The following is a 14,338-nucleotide window of genomic DNA, read 5'->3' on the forward strand; positions in this document are numbered from 1 at the left end:
CGAGCCCATCGGGCACATCCCGCCAGCAGAGGCAGAAGCGGCATACTACACGCAGATCGAGATGCAGCAGCAAGCCGCGTAACCCAAACCAAACGGCCTCCGGAGAACCCGGGGCGGTTCAGATCGACGGTCTGCTCGAGGCCCTCACCCCGGAAGACCCCGGTGATCCGGACGATAACGTCCTCCCCGACGACAGCACGCGGCGGGTCCGGCCCGGCGATGTCTGGCAGCTCGGGCGCCACCGCCTGGCCTGTGGGGACGCGCTAGATGCGGACGTCGTCGAGCGGCTGATGGAGGGGGAATCCGCCCGGATGGTGTTTACCGATCCGCCCTACAACGTCCCGATCGACGGCCATGTCGGCAACTCGGGCAAGACGCAGCATCGCGAGTTCGCGATGGCGTCAGGCGAGATGACCGGCGCCGAGTTCGCCGCCTTCCTCGGGCGGGCCTTCCGCAACCTGGCGCAGAACAGTGTCGACGGGTCCATCCACTTCCTCTGCATGGACTGGCGCCATATCGGCGAGATGCTCTCGGCGGGGCACGCGGTCCACGACGAGATGAAGAACCTCATTGTCTGGGCGAAGGACAATGGCGGGATGGGCACCTTCTACAGGTCGCGGCACGAGCTGATCTTCGTCTTCAAGAAGGGCACGGCGCCGCATGTGAACACCTTCGAGCTGGGCCAGCACGGGCGGTACCGCACGAACGTCTGGCAGTATCGGGGGCTGAACACGATGCGCGCCGGGCGCATGGAGGAGCTGTCGCTGCATCCGACCGTCAAGCCGGTGCAGATGATCGCCGATGCGATCCGGGGCGTCTCCGGGCGTGGCGACACCGTGCTCGATCTCTTCGGCGGATCGGGCTCGACGCTGATCGCGGCCGAGAAGACGGGACGCCGCGGATATCTCTGCGAGATCGACCCGATCTACTGCGACCGGATCCTCACCCGCTGGGAGGCCTACGCCAAGGACGATGCCGAGCAGTTGGTCTGTGGCTGGCAGCCGGAGGCCGCGGCTCTGGAGGCGGCGGAATGACCGCGGACCGAAGGGCCCTGCCCTCTCCGGCTTCGGCCGCCCGCTACGAGGTCGGCTACGCAAAGCCCCCGGTCGAGACGCGTTTCAAGCCGGGGCAGTCCGGCAATCCGAAGGGTCGTCCCAAGGGATCGAAGAACAGGCGCCCGGCCCTCAACGAAGAGCGCCTGAAGGACATCATCCTCGCCGAAGCCTATCGCGAAATCACCGTCCGCGACAGTGGCCGTGACGTCACCGTGCCGATGGCGCAGGCGATCGTCCGTGCGCTCGCGGTGAATGCCGCCAAGGGGCAACATCGGGCCCAGAGGCTCTTCGCCGAGATGCTCACGAGCACCGAACGCCAGAACAAGGCGCTCGCCGACGAGTGGCTCGAGACCGCCATCAACTACAAGATCGAGTGGGACGGTGAATTGCATCGCCGCGCAGTGCTCGGCATCACCCACCTGCCCCCGCCCCTCCCCCATCCCGATCAGGTGAAGATCGACCTCAACACCGGCACCGCCTGGATCGAGGGTCCCGCTACCAAGGACGACGTCGAACAGCTTGAGCTGTGGGAGCGTCGCCACGACGAATGGACCCACGAGCTCGAAAGCCTGAGAGCCCACCTTGAGGCGGAGCAGGACGAGAGGGTGCAGCGCATCATTCGGGAGGACATCGAACGGGTCGAGCAGACGCACAGGATCATCGGCGACCTTGTCGGAAAGCTCAGGAGCAGGATGATCGGATAGTAGCAAACGGACCCAATCGGGTGTTGTCAGGCAACGGCGGGTCCTGCCTCGTCAGGCGATTGTCGCGCGCCAGCATGTCGTCGGACACCGGCCCGAGCTCGGGCCGGTCCCGCCGCCTCCAACGCCCGCTCCATGAAGTTCCGCTTGTACCCTGCTGCTGCGAACGCGTCGAGCGGCAGCTCGGTCTTCTGGACCCGGGTAGACGTAAAAGCATAGCCGACCCGCACGGGAGGCTCTCTCACAAGCGGCCCTGACTTCCGGCGTCGCCTCGTCGACGGCGAGGTACACCTTGCGCCAGACACGCCGGCGCGCCCCGCCATGCTTGCGCGCATGCCACTCGCCTTCGCCCCGGACCTTGATGCCCGTGCTGTCCAACAAGTGCAGCGGTCCCCCCGAGCCCCGCTAAGGCAGCTGCACGACCAGCGCCTTCTGGCGTCGGCAGAGCGTCAAGAAGTCCCGAACCGGCCAGTCTAGCCCCGCCAGCTTCAGCAGGCTCGCCACGAAGCCGGTCGTCTGCCGCGTCGCCATCGTCGCTCGGACCGATGGCGCAAAGATGACGACCAGGCCAAATAGGACCTTCACCGTCAGGCAGGCCTGGATCGCCGCGTCGCTGTTGACCGGCTGCCCGCCGCGCTTGCCCGAAGGCGATGCATGCCACGGCGTCGACGGGTCGAACCAGACCGTCAGCGAGCTGCGCTTACACAGCGAGGCGTTGTAGGCAGACCAGTTCAGGGTGCGGTAGCGGGTCAACACGGGCTCGGACATGCCGCTCAGCCATGTCGCTGGACTCGCGATTTGAATCGCAAGAAGGCTTCGTGCAACAACCCCTATCAGATGGAGAACTTAACCAGGGTCAGAGCACGGATGCCCTGCAGCGACTCACCAACGGCTATCCGATCAACCGGATTGATCATCTACTGCCGCGCAATTGGACCCAAGCCTGATCTCAAATCCTGCTTCTGTGTCGTCAATGGACGGTTACTAAAGGTTGGACCTCCGCATCTGACCGATGCCTTGCTCCAACCAAGATATCGATTCATCCCACTGCGGCGGCGGTGCCCGGCAGCTCCAGTTCGTCAGCCCTATGACAAGCATTGCCGTTGCGGAATTCTGGCGTCACCTTTCGGCAAACATCAATGGCGTAGGCGCAGCGGGGATGGAATGGACAGCCGGACGGCGGTGCGATCGGACTTGGCATTTCGCCCTTGATCGACGTGCGCTCGCGGCCTTTTCCGGGCACAGCTTCCAGCAGCATCTGGGTATAGGGGTGGCGAGGTGCAGAGAAAATCCGAGACGCAGGTGCCACTTCTACCAGCCTGCCAAGATACAGAACACCAATCTTTGTCGCCATATAGCGGACCACCGCCAGATTATGGCTGATGAATAGATAGGTAAGATCGAACTGTCCCTGAAGTTCGCGCATCAGGTTCAGGATCTGCGCCTGGACGCTCACGTCGAGGGCCGAGGTCGGTTCGTCGCAGACCAGAAGCGGCGCGTTGGCCGAAAGGCTCCGCGCGATGGCAATGCGCTGCCTTTGACCACCTGAGAACTGGTGCGGGTACTTCCCTGCATCGAGCGCATGGAGGCCCACAAGCTCCAACAGTTCGGCGACACGCCGAATCCGCTCGGTTTGCGGTAGGGCCCGAATTGGCTCCCCGACGATGCGGCCGACCCGCCAACGCGGATTTAGGCTGGCATAGGGGTCCTGAAATACCATTTGGATGACCGCAAGGCCTTCATCTCTTGCGGCGGCAGCCCGAATCGGCCGTCCGTCGATCCGAATCTCGCCGGACCTCGCGGGCATGAGGCCGGCGAGAATGCGTGCAATCGTGGTCTTTCCTGACCCGCTTTCACCGACCAAGGCGAACGTCTCACCTCGCTCTATGCTGAAGCTCACGTCGGCAACTGCATGCAGCAGCTTGCGCTCACCTCCGCGCAGAGCACGCGCGAGCAAACCGCCGGAAAGGTCAAAATGATGATTTAGCCGACTCACCACGACATGGGGCTCGGTATCAGGCTGGTTAACTGCCATGTCTTGCTTCATGTCGGTTCGTCCCCCGTAACACTGTCATAGAGATGGCAAGCGACTTGCCGACCGTCGGCGTACAGAAGCGACGGCCGCTCGATGGTGCAGCGTTGGAAGGCTTGACCGCAACGCGGGTTGAATGAGCACCCGCGCGGTATCGCCGAAAGACGAGGCATCGAGCCGGGAATTTGAAGCAACGGTTCGTTGCGATCCTCGAGTGTCGGGATCGCTCCCATGAGACCCTGCGAGTAGGGGTGCGAGGCAGCGTTCGTCACCTCGTCGCAGGTTCCGATTTCGACAATCCGACCAGCGTACATGACCGCGACGCGGTTGGCGATGTCGGCGATTACGCCCATGTCGTGCGTGACTAGCATCATGGAGGTGCCATGCTCGTCGCAGATGCGCGCCAGCAGGTCGAGGATCTGTGCCTGCACTGCCACGTCGAGGGCTGTCGTCGGCTCGTCCGCAATAATGAGTTCCGGTTCAGCGCACATGGCGAGCGCAATAACCACGCGCTGGCGCATCCCGCCGCTCAACTCATGAGGGTAGGCGTTCACCCGATCTGCGGGTGACGGAACCCCAACCTCGTCCAGCAGCTCGATCGCGCGCTGCCATGCTGCGCGGCGACTGATGGAGAGGTGGACGCGCATTGTCTCTGCCAGCTGGTCACCGACCGTGAACAGCGGGTTCAGGCTTGTCATCGGGTCTTGGAATATCATCCCGATTCGCTTGCCGCGGATCTGGCGCATCTCGCGCGGGGGCAGCTGATCGATGCGTTTCCCTGCGAGCAGGACTTCGCCCCCCGCGATATGTCCCGGGGGCTGGATCATGCGTGAAACCGACATGCCGGTCAGCGACTTCCCGGCGCCGGATTCCCCGACGACGCCCAAGACCTCGCCGCGTCCGATGGAGAAGCTGACCCCATCGAGCGCGCGCAGGCGTCCATCATCCGTGTCGAACTCCACGACGAGATTGCGCACCTCCAGAACGGGGTTCGCCTTCTCGCTGCCCTCTGCTTTGACGGGATGCGACACGGAAGCTGCTCCGCGCACGGCGGTTCCGAAAGTCATGGCAGCACCTTTCCAGGGTTCATCAGCCCGTGCGGATCGAGTGATCCCTTGATCGTCCGCATCAAGTTCAGTTCCGCAAGGCTTTTGTAGCGGACCATCTGCGCAAGCTTCTGTTGGCCGATCCCGTGTTCCGCAGAGAAGCTTCCACCGAGTTCATGCGTAAGGTCATAGATGCAGGTCGAGAACCGATTTTGCTCTTCTCCCGTGAGAGCGCGGCCCTCCTGTCGTGGCAAAACGTTCACATGAAGGTTTCCGTCCCCGACGTGACCAAAGACGTTGATTCTGATCGCGGCATCGATGCTGCTGCACGCGGGAAGGAGCGCCTCGACGAACTCGCCGATCCTCGCAGGCGTTACGGCTATATCGTGCTTCAAGGTCGGCCCTGCCGCCCGTTCTGCCTCCGAGACGGCTTCGCGTATCATCCAGAGATCGGCCCGTTGTTGGCCGGACGCGGCGACGATAATGTCGTCCATGTCATGCTCCGCGAGCACGTCGGCCAAGGCCTCCAGCACGCCGTTGTCGCTCCCAAAATGCGATATTTCGCCAAGCAGATACCATGCGTGTCTTTCCATCAGCGGGAGGGGCATCGCTTGCGGCAACTGCATCAGAAGCTCGGCCGAGACCGCTGAGAACAGTTCCCAGGATGTGACCACTCCCCCTGGGATCGAGCGGACATGGTTCAGCGCCGCACGCGCCTTGCCGACATCGGACAGGCCGGCGAGGAATGTTGTGTAACCCAGCGGTCTGGGCGAAAGCGCGAGCGTCGCGGCGGTCACGATACCGAGCGTTCCTTCCGAACCTGCCAGCAGAGATACGATGTCGTAGCCGGTGTTGTCCTTGCGCAGCGGGGCGAGGCGCGAGACGATCGTGCCATCCGGCAGTACAGCCTCCAGCCCGAGAAGAAGCTGCCGGGCGGAGCCGTAGTGCAGGACGTTGACGCCACCGGCGTTGGTCGCCACCACGCCGCCGATCGTTGCCGTTCCTTCGGAAGCGATGCTCAAAGGCAAGAGCAGTCCGACGCCCTCTGCGTGGTTCTGCGCCTCGGCAAGCGGCATCCCTGCCTCGCAGACCATGTGGCCATCCTCCGCATCGATCGCCCTGAGTCGTCGCAGCCGCCTAAGCGAGAGCACGATCTGTGAGCCGGAGCTGTCGGGCGTCGCACCAGCGCAAAGCCCCGTGTTGCCGCCTTGGGGTACAACAGGGACAGCGTTACGCGCACAGAACTCGACGACTTTCGAAACCTCCCTCGTGTCGGCTGGTTGTACCACCGCGAGGCAACGTCCGCGATACTTTCCCCGCCAATCAGACTCAAAGGGCGCACGATCGGCAGCGTCGGTCAGGACCCGGTCTACGCCAACAATGTTTGTAAGAGCTTCGACGACTTCCCCCGCTGTCGGCGTGGTCGGACACTCCTCAAGCAAATGCGGTTCTGATCCAGACATGTAGCCAATCCTTCCCGTGCCGACACTCTCGCGGAGTCAGACTATTACATGTTGTAATACAACCTAACAGAGCTTAGTGTTCGTCCATTCGCTTGTCACGTCAAGGACTGCACAGAAAATGAAGGACATCCCCAACTTCGACGACGGCATCCGGGAGACGCTCTTGGCTTCCTCCGTACCGACGGTCGCGTCCCTTCTGTGGAAGCGCGGCTTTCGCAACACCGTGCTCAAGGGGCCGAGACCGATCACGCCCAAGGCGGTCAGGTTCGCAGGGCCGGCTCGAACGGTACACACGCTGCCGCTGCGCGAAGACCTGCTTGATGCGCAGAACCGGGGCGAACGTCCCAACCTGCACGGAATGGCCGTCGAGAACATCCGGCAAGGCGACGTCCTGGCCGTCGCCATGGGCGGCGAGCGCGACACTGCCTTCATGGGCGACATCATGACAACGTTTCTTGCCGTGAAGGGCGCTGCCGCCGCTGTGCTCGATGGTGGTGTGTCGGACGCAGCTGCAATCGCTGAAATCGAAATGCCGGTTTTCGCTGAAGCCAACATCCCTCGTCCGCTGACCTCGCACCGCATTGTCATGGACCTTGACGTTCCCGTGGCATTGTCCGGCGTTACCGTTTTCCCCGGCGACGTCCTGATGGGCGATGCGAACGGAATTGTCGCGATTCCGGCCGCCATCGCAGCAGAGATTGCCACCGAAGCCGCCGAGCGCGAGGCACTTGAGGAGTTCGTGCTCAAGAAGGTGCGCGGCGGTGCTCCTCTGACGGGAACCTACCCTCCGAACGAGGCGACGCTAAAGGAATTCGAATCCTCCCGCAGGCGCTCTGCCTGATCCGACGGGATTATCCCCGCGCCTTTTCTTCGGGCGCGGGGGTGCCATGTGCAGGCGACCTGTCGATCTGGATGTGGTCCTGCAGGAGGGCACGGATATCCGAGTCACCCATCGGACCATCGTTGATCTTGGTCTTTAGCCATTCGAATAGTTTCCAATGGCGCGCGACGACGACATCAAGGTTGGTATCGCGGTAACGGGCGATATTGAAGATGATCAGCGTGTGCCGGGCAATCGCCTGCCAGCACATGTACGCCACCTCGTTATGCGCGGCCTCGCAGACTGCTCTGTGAAAATCGAGATCGCACCTGAGCATCGATCGGAAGTTGTCGCTCCGTGCTGCGATCTCCATCTTGACGAGTTTCGCCTCGATTTCCGTGAGGTCCGGACCCACCGCCTGCCAGCGAATAATTGCGTCGCGCCAAAGGATAACCTCGAGCATTAGCCGCAATTCCGTAACCTGAGCGATCTGGGTCTTGGAGAACTTCGCCACGCGGTAGCCGCGGTGCCCGCCGCCGGTCAGAATGCCTTGGGTATGCAGGATCTTAAGCGCCTCGCGCACTGGAACGCGGCTCGTATCGTATGTTTTTGCTAGCGTCGTCTCGACTACGCGCGTCCCCGGACTCAGGTGCCGGGTGGCCACGGCCTCTGCTATGGCATCCGCGATCGCAGAGGCGAGGAACTCGCGCTTGGGTTTGGGGAGGTCGGCTCCATATGGTTCTTCTGAAATCATCAGCCCAGCCCCCCCCCTAAACCCTTCCGCAACCTATCCAGAATCCACAATGGCGTCACGCAGTCGCTTTGGCTGGGGAGGCATGCCGCGTTGATCCTTCACCTTTGTTGTCGCCGTGCGCGGCGTGCTTGCGCAGTTCCTCGCTGTTCACGCAGCTTCGCAACCGTCCTTCGCGCAGGAACTGGATCGCTGCTAATATAGACAGGCGGCGCATGTCCCGAAGGCTTTCCGGCGTAAAGAACGCTGCATGTGGCGTGACGATCAGGCGTCCCTCCAACCATGGTTCACCTGCTGACCATGCCGCAAGTAGCGGATGTGAACGGTTGAGCGGCTCTTCCGGCAGAACGTCCAAGCCGGCACCGCTGAGATGTCCGGAACGAAGCCCAGCCTCGACCGCGTCAAGGTTCATGGTGCCACCGCGCGACGTGTTGATCAGGATTCCCCCCGGCTTCATCCGCTCGACCGTACCAACATCAATGATGGACCGCGTCGATGCATTCAGCGGGCAATGCAGACTGACTATATCCGATTGTTCCAAAAGCTCCTCGAGCCGTTCCGCACGTCGCAGCCCGGCGCCAAGCTCAGCGCCGGCCGGTAAGTTGGGATCATGGAACACGACATCGAGTCCGAAGGCTCTCGCACGCATTGACGCGGCCATCCCAATACGACCGAGGCCGATAATTCCGAAGACCTTTCCCGAAAGGCGACGGACCGGGGCGACCGGGAGCGACTTGGTGTTCCAGGAATCGTCGCGCACCAGGAGACGATTGTTGTAGGCGGTCGTGCCCCGCATCAGGTCGAGCGTCAGCGCCATCGCATGATCGGCGACTTCCAACGTGCCGTAATCAGGCGTGTTGCAAACCGGAATGCCCCGACGGGCGCAAGCCTCTAGGTCGATGTGGTCGTATCCTACACCTGCCTGCACGACGATCCGAGCATTGGTCATCTCAGCGATGAGTTCCTCCGGCAGGTGGTGGCGGCTACGGCAGTTGATGACTGCTTGGGCACGGTGCAGCATCTCCAGTTCCTCAGGCAATTTAACCTGGCGGACAACATCGAGGCGCGTGTGTGCACCGGTCACCTCGCGTTCGACATCGGGATCGGTCTCGAATTGCGGATCAATGATGAGGATTCGTTCCATTAGACTGTCTCCACCGATTTGGCTCCGCCATCGGCAGGCAGGGTGACGCCGATTTCCTCCAGCGCCTCGCACATCTGTGCAAGGATATGGTGCATGTCCTGCTCCTGAAGATCGCCCATTACACCGACGCGGAACGTTCCCTCTGAAGTCAGTCGGCCCGGAAATATTTCGATGCCTCGCCGTAGCATCGCTGCGTGGAATGACTTGAACGAATATGCTGGGTCCGTGGGATCGTTGAACGTGGCGATGATCGGGATAGCCACATCATCAGGCAGCAGCGTCGTGAAGCCCTTCTGCCTCAATCCGTTCACCAGAACCTGCCAGTTACGCCGGTACCGGTCTAGGCGCGGGCCCGATCCACCCTCTTCGGCGTGGCGGCGGCACGAGATGGCCAGAGCGCTGACGACATGTGTTGGCGGCGTCCAGCGCCAATTGCCGGTTTCCTGCATGAACGTCCACTGGTGGTTCAAGTCAAGGACAGCCGACGGGCAGCGCCCCTTCGCTTCCAGTAAGGAGGACTTCTTTGCGATCACGATGGCCACGCCGGGTGTGCTCTCGAGGCACTTGTTCGGCGAGACGAAGATTGCCTCGAGGTCCAAAGCCGCCGCGTCGGTCGATACCGCGCCGAAAGACGCCACGGCGTCGATCATGACCTTGACGCCGCGTTCCCGTCCGACTTCGGCAAGCATTTCGACAGGGTTCAGGACGCCCGTACCGGTTTCGGCCTGGCACATGACGACGTGTGTAATCGCCGGGTCGGCGTCGAGCGCCGCCTCGATGTCGGCGCGATTGGGCAAGGGCACGGTAGGCAGTTGCAGCACCGTGGTATCGACACGAGCGGCTTCCGCGATCTCGCGCAGGCGCACTCCGTAGAAGCCGTTGACGACGACCAGGAGGCGGCCGCCCTCGGGAATGAGCGTCTTGAAGCCGGCCTCGACCCCGTAGGTCGCGCTGCCCTGGAGCAGCACGCAGGCGTGGCTTTGCGTACCGTTGCATAGGCTGAGAAGGTAGTCTTGGATCTCGCGGCTCATCCCGATGTGTTCTGCTCCGCCTGGATTGCGGTCGCGAAGCATGGCGCGCCGCGTTTCCTCAGGCACCGTCAGCGGTCCGGGGGTGAGCAAATAGTGATCGTGTCGCGGACCTGTGTTCATGTTAGGGCCTCCTCCCCTTTTTCGTCGATCTGCTTGCGCAGGTCAGCCAATTCCTCTTCCAGCCGCAGGCGTGTCGCGGCGGGGTCATCGATCAGCGTGTCGAGCGGAGTGCCTTTGCGGGACGCCAGCTTAGGGACGACCCGGTAGAACAGCTGCGCGCGACGGTCGCTGCGCACCGACGTGCCTAGCTTCATCAAGAGTGCATTCAGTTCAGTCATGGCATCGTCGCCGAATACGCTCTCCCATGCAGAGCGTTCCGGGCCGAACGAGAATCCGGTGCCGCCGCGATTGCCGCGTTCCGCCCGCAAGCGTGCGCGCAGCGCATCGGTGGCGTCGCGATCCACGTCGAAGGTTTGGGAACAAATTATGACGCCGTAATCCCGCTCGGCGGCCTCAATGCTCACGTAGCCGAGGCGGACATCGTCCTCGACAGCCGACAGATTGCGGGTCAGCGGATCCCCGTGTCCCCCGCCGCCGGGGGTCAGGATCGTAACGATGTCGCCCACCTTTGGGTGGTAGATGTCAATCTTGCCCAGATCTACTTCGTTTTCTGTTCCTGGATTCACGACGACACGCGCCTTCTTTCCGGGTTGGCCGCCGTTCATGCCCCATGGCGGAAACACGAAACGTTCCATCCCGCGCCCAAGGATGGCGCTTCCGGGCTTGGCGATGCGCACCGAGAAGATGACGCCGGTGCCTCCCCGCCAACGGCCAGGACCGCCGGAATCCGTACGGAGTGCGTACTCCACAATGACGGCCTCGGCCTCTTCTTCCGTCTTTTCGATTGGTGTGTTGCGCTGGTTTGCGAGGCTGCTGTCACGACCATCGACGCCGTCGGCTCCGTGGCGCGCCCCTGTGCCGCCGACAAGCGACTGCAACACCAGGACGGTGCGTTCGCCGCTGGTCTCGTCCTGCTCGACCAGCACGAGCGGGATCATGATGCCGCCGCTAGGTGCCGGGATCAGTTCAGGCCGGGCAGCCGCGATGGCGCCCATCAGTGCCTCGTTGACGCGGATCGCAGTTGCGCTTCGGATACCCACAGCCGCCGGCGGCTCCGGATTGAGGATGCTGCCGCGCGGTGCGTTGACCGTCATGTGCCGGAACACCCCGTGGTTCAGCGGAATCGAGCAGTCGTTGGAGAAGATGAAGTGCATCATCTTCAGCGTCAGCCACGGATGTCGCTTTCCAGCGGTGGGGATATTGTAGGCGGCCGCGACTTGCGGGTCAGATCCCGCGAAATCGAGATGCACGTGACCGTCGCTTACGGTCAGTTCGCATCGGACCCGCACGGGGATTGGGGAATTATAGTCGTCGTCGAGGAAGTCCCAGAACGCATAGGTGCCGTCCGGTATCGTGCGTTGCACCGCAAGCGCCTTTTCCGCCGCGTAGTCCACGAGCGCCTGCTGCGCCTCGAGGAAGGTCTCGACCCCGTAGAGGTCCACGAGCTCGAGAATGCGCCTGTCGGCAACGCGAAGCGCGGCGAGCATCGCCTTTATGTCTCCCAAGTTGACGTCCGGCGTCCGGCAGTTGGCCCTGTAGATCCGAAGAAAGTCCTCGTTGGACTCTCCGGCGCGGACGATTTTCATCGGCGGGATCTGGAGGCCTTCCTCGAACAAGTCGCGGAAGCGCGGGGAAATGCTGGACGGAACGGCGCCCCCAATATCAGCTGAATGAATGAAGTCCCAGGCGTGCGCGATGATCCGGCCCTCGTGGAAGATCGGGCGGATCAGGTGCAGGTCGGGCATGTGTGTGGCCAGCCCCTCGCTCTCGTACGGGTGGTTGGTGATGATGACGTCGCCCGGCGCGAGGTCGGGGACGCGCGCGACGGTCGGACCGATGTCGCTGTCGAGAAAGCCGGAGACCCCCATCACCGCAGGATAGCAGAAGAAGTGGCCGTCCGGCGTGGCGAGCGCAGTGCCGAAGTCGCCGGCCTCCTTCACGTAGGTGGTGCGCGCGGAGCGCTGCAGCGTGATCGCCATTTCCTCGGTGATCGCTGTGAACTTGTGCAGGAATATCTCCTGAAGGATCGGGTCAAGCTTCATATTGGGGAATCCTCGTCAGGCGGAGCGTTCCGATTCGGTCGGCCACGGCCCGCCAGCCCGGAAGAACGAAAGTCGTTGTGTCTGGCTGCTCGATGATTGCGGGTCCCTCGAAGCTAGCACCACGACCGAGGTCGGAGCGGCGAAGAACACGGGCCTCGACGTCGACTCCGCGCCAGCGCACGAGGCGGGTGGTTTGCGGAGCGGCTCGGCCTGCTGCAATGTCTGGCAGGTCGCCTGATCCGACACTTCCGATGACCGCAAGCCGTAGGGTCGAAGTCACCAATTTACTGTCGCGCTCGGCAAATCCGTAGAGCTTCTCGTGCTCGGCGTGGAAGAGATCGGCCGCGTCCTCAGCGGTCATGGATGCACGGCGCGCTTCCGGAATCCTGATCTCGAGTTCGTAGGCCTGCGAGGGATAGCGCAGGCGGAACGTCACCTCGAAACGATGGGCGCCGACAAGTTCGCCCTCCTCCGAGATCCACTGGCGCGCCTCGTTCTCCATTTCGGCCAGTGATGCTCCGATCGCGTCCCAGCCAGCGCTGCCGGCACTTCCGCCGAAAGTCTGGCGCGCCGTGCGCACGTAGTCACGCCGCACATCCGACAGGATCGCGCCGAGCGCACAGAATGTTCCGGGCGCCATGGGCACGAGGACCGACGACAGTTGCGCCTCATCGGCGAGCATACAGGAATGTGTGGCGCCCGCTCCGCCGTATCCGAGCAGGCTGTAATCTCGCATGTCCGCACCCGCATGGGCGAGCAGCTTGACGATCTCTGTGCCCATTTTGGCAGTGGCGACCCGGAGCGCGGCCTCGGCGGCGATCGCAGCACGATCCGGCCCTTCGAAGCCCAGTTGCTCGGCGATGAACTCGAGCGCGCCACGCGCGGCCGACTTGTCTAGGGTCATGCGCCCGTCGAGGAAGGTGGTGGGATCGATGATGCCGAGCACAACATAACAATCCGTCACAGTGGCGTCGGTGCCGCCGCGGCCGTAGCAGGCCGGCCCTGGATCTGCGCCCGCCGACAATGGCCCAACCTTGAGGACGCCCTGAGCGTCCACCCAAATCACCGAGCCGCCTCCCGCCCCAATGGCAAGGATATTGACAACAGGCATCATGATCGGGAAGTCGCCCACGAACGTTGAGGCCGTGAAATCCGGTTCGCCGGTATGGCTCAGAGAGATGTCGGCACTTGTGCCGCCCATGTCAAAAGTAACAACCCTGCACGTCTCGGCCGCGCGCGCAACCCGTGTGGAGGCCACGACACCCGAGGCAGGTCCTGACAGGATTGTGTCGATCGGACGGCTCTTCGCGGTGTCCAGGCTGAGGGTGCCGCCGTTGTTGGCGGTTATGTAGATCGGGCAGGCGATCCCGAGCCCCGAGACCCGTTCGGTCAGACGGTCGAAATACTTCGTCATCATGGGCCGGATGAAAGCATTCAGAGCGACCAGGAGGCAGCGTTCGTATTCGCGAGCCTCCGGCCAGATTACGCCAGATTCCACTATCAGGACGCCTGGCAGGCGCGCGCGGAACGCATCGCCGACGCGAACCTCGAGGCTGCTGTCGCTGTATGCATTGAGAAAATTGATCGCCACAGCCTCGACGCCACTGGCCTGAAGCTTATCGGCGAGCGCTTCGATGTCGGCCTCCGTCGGCTCCGCCAGGATTTCCCCTCGCGATGTCATCCGTGCGTCGAGCTCGTGAACGAGGTTGCGCGGGATCAGAGGCGTCTCTCGCGGCTCGGTGAAATCGTAAGAGCTGGGCATGCGCAACCGTGCGATTTCCAAGATATCCCGGTTGCCCTTCGAGACAACGAGAGCAGTCCGCGCGCCGCGCCGCTGGATGATGGCATTGAGGCCGATCGTGGTGCCGTGGCAGATCAGTTCGACCTGCTCGGGGAGCAGATTGCGCGAGTCTAGGAAGTAAGCGATACCGCGCTCGACCGCCACGGACGGGTCGTTGGGTACGCTTGGCTGCTTGTGGAACGACAATTCGCCCGTATCGACCTCGGCGAATACGAAATCGGTGAATGTTCCTCCTACATCGATTCCGATCCGGTAACGTGCGTCTGCGCTTGTCAATTTCTGCCCTTTTCGGCCGCCTCGTTGCAGCCGTCCTCCCGTTTCGTGAAGTGCGC

At 62.7% G+C, this 14,338-nt stretch carries 11 protein-coding genes and 1 pseudogene; 3 read left to right on the plus strand and 9 right to left on the minus strand.

The genetic code is table 11. The features are described 5' to 3' along the window. Positions 1-290: 290 nt before the first annotated feature. A complete protein-coding gene (locus DR046_RS21380) occupies positions 291-1,034 on the plus strand; it encodes a DNA-methyltransferase (RefSeq protein ID WP_245191046.1) in 744 nt (247 codons plus the stop codon). Next, the gene (locus DR046_RS21385) at positions 1,031-1,759 is read left to right on the plus strand and encodes a DUF5681 domain-containing protein (RefSeq protein ID WP_115384399.1); all 729 of its coding nucleotides are present in this window, start codon (positions 1,031-1,033) and stop codon (positions 1,757-1,759) included. The genes DR046_RS21380 and DR046_RS21385 overlap by 4 nt, the downstream gene beginning before the upstream one ends. Before the next feature lie 219 nt (positions 1,760-1,978). On the opposite strand, the pseudogene DR046_RS21390 reads toward DR046_RS21385, so the two are convergent. The 4 genes and pseudogenes from DR046_RS21390 to DR046_RS21405 form a co-directional block, all read right to left on the minus strand. Further along, positions 1,979-2,524: pseudogene (locus tag DR046_RS21390) on the minus strand (transposase); the annotation flags it as partial. Between the two features lie 271 nt (positions 2,525-2,795). Then, complete coding sequence (locus DR046_RS21395; RefSeq protein ID WP_245191047.1) at positions 2,796-3,803, minus strand: ABC transporter ATP-binding protein; 1,008 nt, start codon at positions 3,801-3,803, stop codon at positions 2,796-2,798. After that, positions 3,800-4,855 (minus strand): ABC transporter ATP-binding protein, encoded by a 1,056-nt coding sequence (locus DR046_RS21400; RefSeq protein WP_115384400.1) that lies wholly within the window; start codon positions 4,853-4,855, stop codon positions 3,800-3,802. Before DR046_RS21400 ends, DR046_RS21395 begins: the two co-directional genes overlap by 4 nt. Then, the gene (locus tag DR046_RS21405; protein ID WP_115384401.1) at positions 4,852-6,297 is read right to left on the minus strand and encodes an FAD-binding oxidoreductase; all 1,446 of its coding nucleotides are present in this window, start codon (positions 6,295-6,297) and stop codon (positions 4,852-4,854) included. Before DR046_RS21405 ends, DR046_RS21400 begins: the two co-directional genes overlap by 4 nt. Positions 6,298-6,415: 118 nt before the next feature. On the opposite strand from DR046_RS21405, the gene DR046_RS21410 reads away from it, so the two are divergent. Further along, positions 6,416-7,138 carry an RraA family protein gene (locus DR046_RS21410; RefSeq protein ID WP_115384402.1) on the plus strand — a complete coding sequence of 241 codons (723 nt, stop codon included), beginning with the start codon at positions 6,416-6,418 and terminating at the stop codon, positions 7,136-7,138. 10 nt (positions 7,139-7,148) lie between these two features. Here the strand turns inward: DR046_RS21410 and DR046_RS21415 are convergent, their stop codons facing one another. Genes DR046_RS21415 through DR046_RS21435 form a run of 5 tightly spaced genes read right to left on the minus strand, consistent with a single transcriptional unit; the run spans position 7,149 to position 14,282 of the window. Beyond that, positions 7,149-7,871: a GntR family transcriptional regulator gene (locus DR046_RS21415; RefSeq protein WP_115384403.1), complete on the minus strand. Its 723-nt coding sequence runs from the start codon at positions 7,869-7,871 to the stop codon at positions 7,149-7,151. Positions 7,872-7,926: 55 nt separating this feature from the next. Continuing rightward, a complete protein-coding gene (locus tag DR046_RS21420; RefSeq protein WP_115384404.1) occupies positions 7,927-9,012 on the minus strand; it encodes a C-terminal binding protein in 1,086 nt (361 codons plus the stop codon). Then, positions 9,012-10,163, minus strand: a complete 1,152-nt coding sequence (locus DR046_RS21425) for a 2-aminoethylphosphonate--pyruvate transaminase (RefSeq protein ID WP_115384405.1) — start codon at positions 10,161-10,163, stop codon at positions 9,012-9,014. Before DR046_RS21425 ends, DR046_RS21420 begins: the two co-directional genes overlap by 1 nt. After that, entirely contained in the window at positions 10,160-12,205 is a 2,046-nt protein-coding gene (locus DR046_RS21430) for a hydantoinase B/oxoprolinase family protein (protein ID WP_115384406.1), read from the minus strand. The genes DR046_RS21425 and DR046_RS21430 overlap by 4 nt, the downstream gene beginning before the upstream one ends. Then, positions 12,195-14,282 carry a hydantoinase/oxoprolinase family protein gene (locus DR046_RS21435; protein WP_115384407.1) on the minus strand — a complete coding sequence of 696 codons (2,088 nt, stop codon included), beginning with the start codon at positions 14,280-14,282 and terminating at the stop codon, positions 12,195-12,197. Before DR046_RS21435 ends, DR046_RS21430 begins: the two co-directional genes overlap by 11 nt. Positions 14,283-14,338 lie beyond the last annotated feature (56 nt).

The organism is Jannaschia formosa (assembly GCF_003340555.1).
Lineage (GTDB): Bacteria > Pseudomonadota > Alphaproteobacteria > Rhodobacterales > Rhodobacteraceae > Jannaschia > Jannaschia formosa.

Excerpts from the sequence above, each read along its gene's own strand:
- DR046_RS21415 (WP_115384403.1), bottom strand. The coding sequence starts at position 7,871 with ATGATTTCAGAAGAACCATATGGAGCCGACCTCCCCAAACCCAAGCGC.
- DR046_RS21405 (WP_115384401.1), bottom strand. The coding sequence starts at position 6,297 with ATGTCTGGATCAGAACCGCATTTGCTTGAGGAGTGTCCGACCACGCCG.
- DR046_RS21395 (WP_245191047.1), bottom strand. The coding sequence starts at position 3,803 with ATGAAGCAAGACATGGCAGTTAACCAGCCTGATACCGAGCCCCATGTC.
- DR046_RS21380 (WP_245191046.1), top strand. The coding sequence starts at position 291 with ATGGAGGGGGAATCCGCCCGGATGGTGTTTACCGATCCGCCCTACAAC.
- DR046_RS21430 (WP_115384406.1), bottom strand. The coding sequence starts at position 12,205 with ATGAAGCTTGACCCGATCCTTCAGGAGATATTCCTGCACAAGTTCACA.
- DR046_RS21425 (WP_115384405.1), bottom strand. The coding sequence starts at position 10,163 with ATGAACACAGGTCCGCGACACGATCACTATTTGCTCACCCCCGGACCG.
- DR046_RS21385 (WP_115384399.1), top strand. The coding sequence starts at position 1,031 with ATGACCGCGGACCGAAGGGCCCTGCCCTCTCCGGCTTCGGCCGCCCGC.
- DR046_RS21410 (WP_115384402.1), top strand. The coding sequence starts at position 6,416 with ATGAAGGACATCCCCAACTTCGACGACGGCATCCGGGAGACGCTCTTG.
- DR046_RS21400 (WP_115384400.1), bottom strand. The coding sequence starts at position 4,855 with ATGACTTTCGGAACCGCCGTGCGCGGAGCAGCTTCCGTGTCGCATCCC.
- DR046_RS21420 (WP_115384404.1), bottom strand. The coding sequence starts at position 9,012 with ATGGAACGAATCCTCATCATTGATCCGCAATTCGAGACCGATCCCGAT.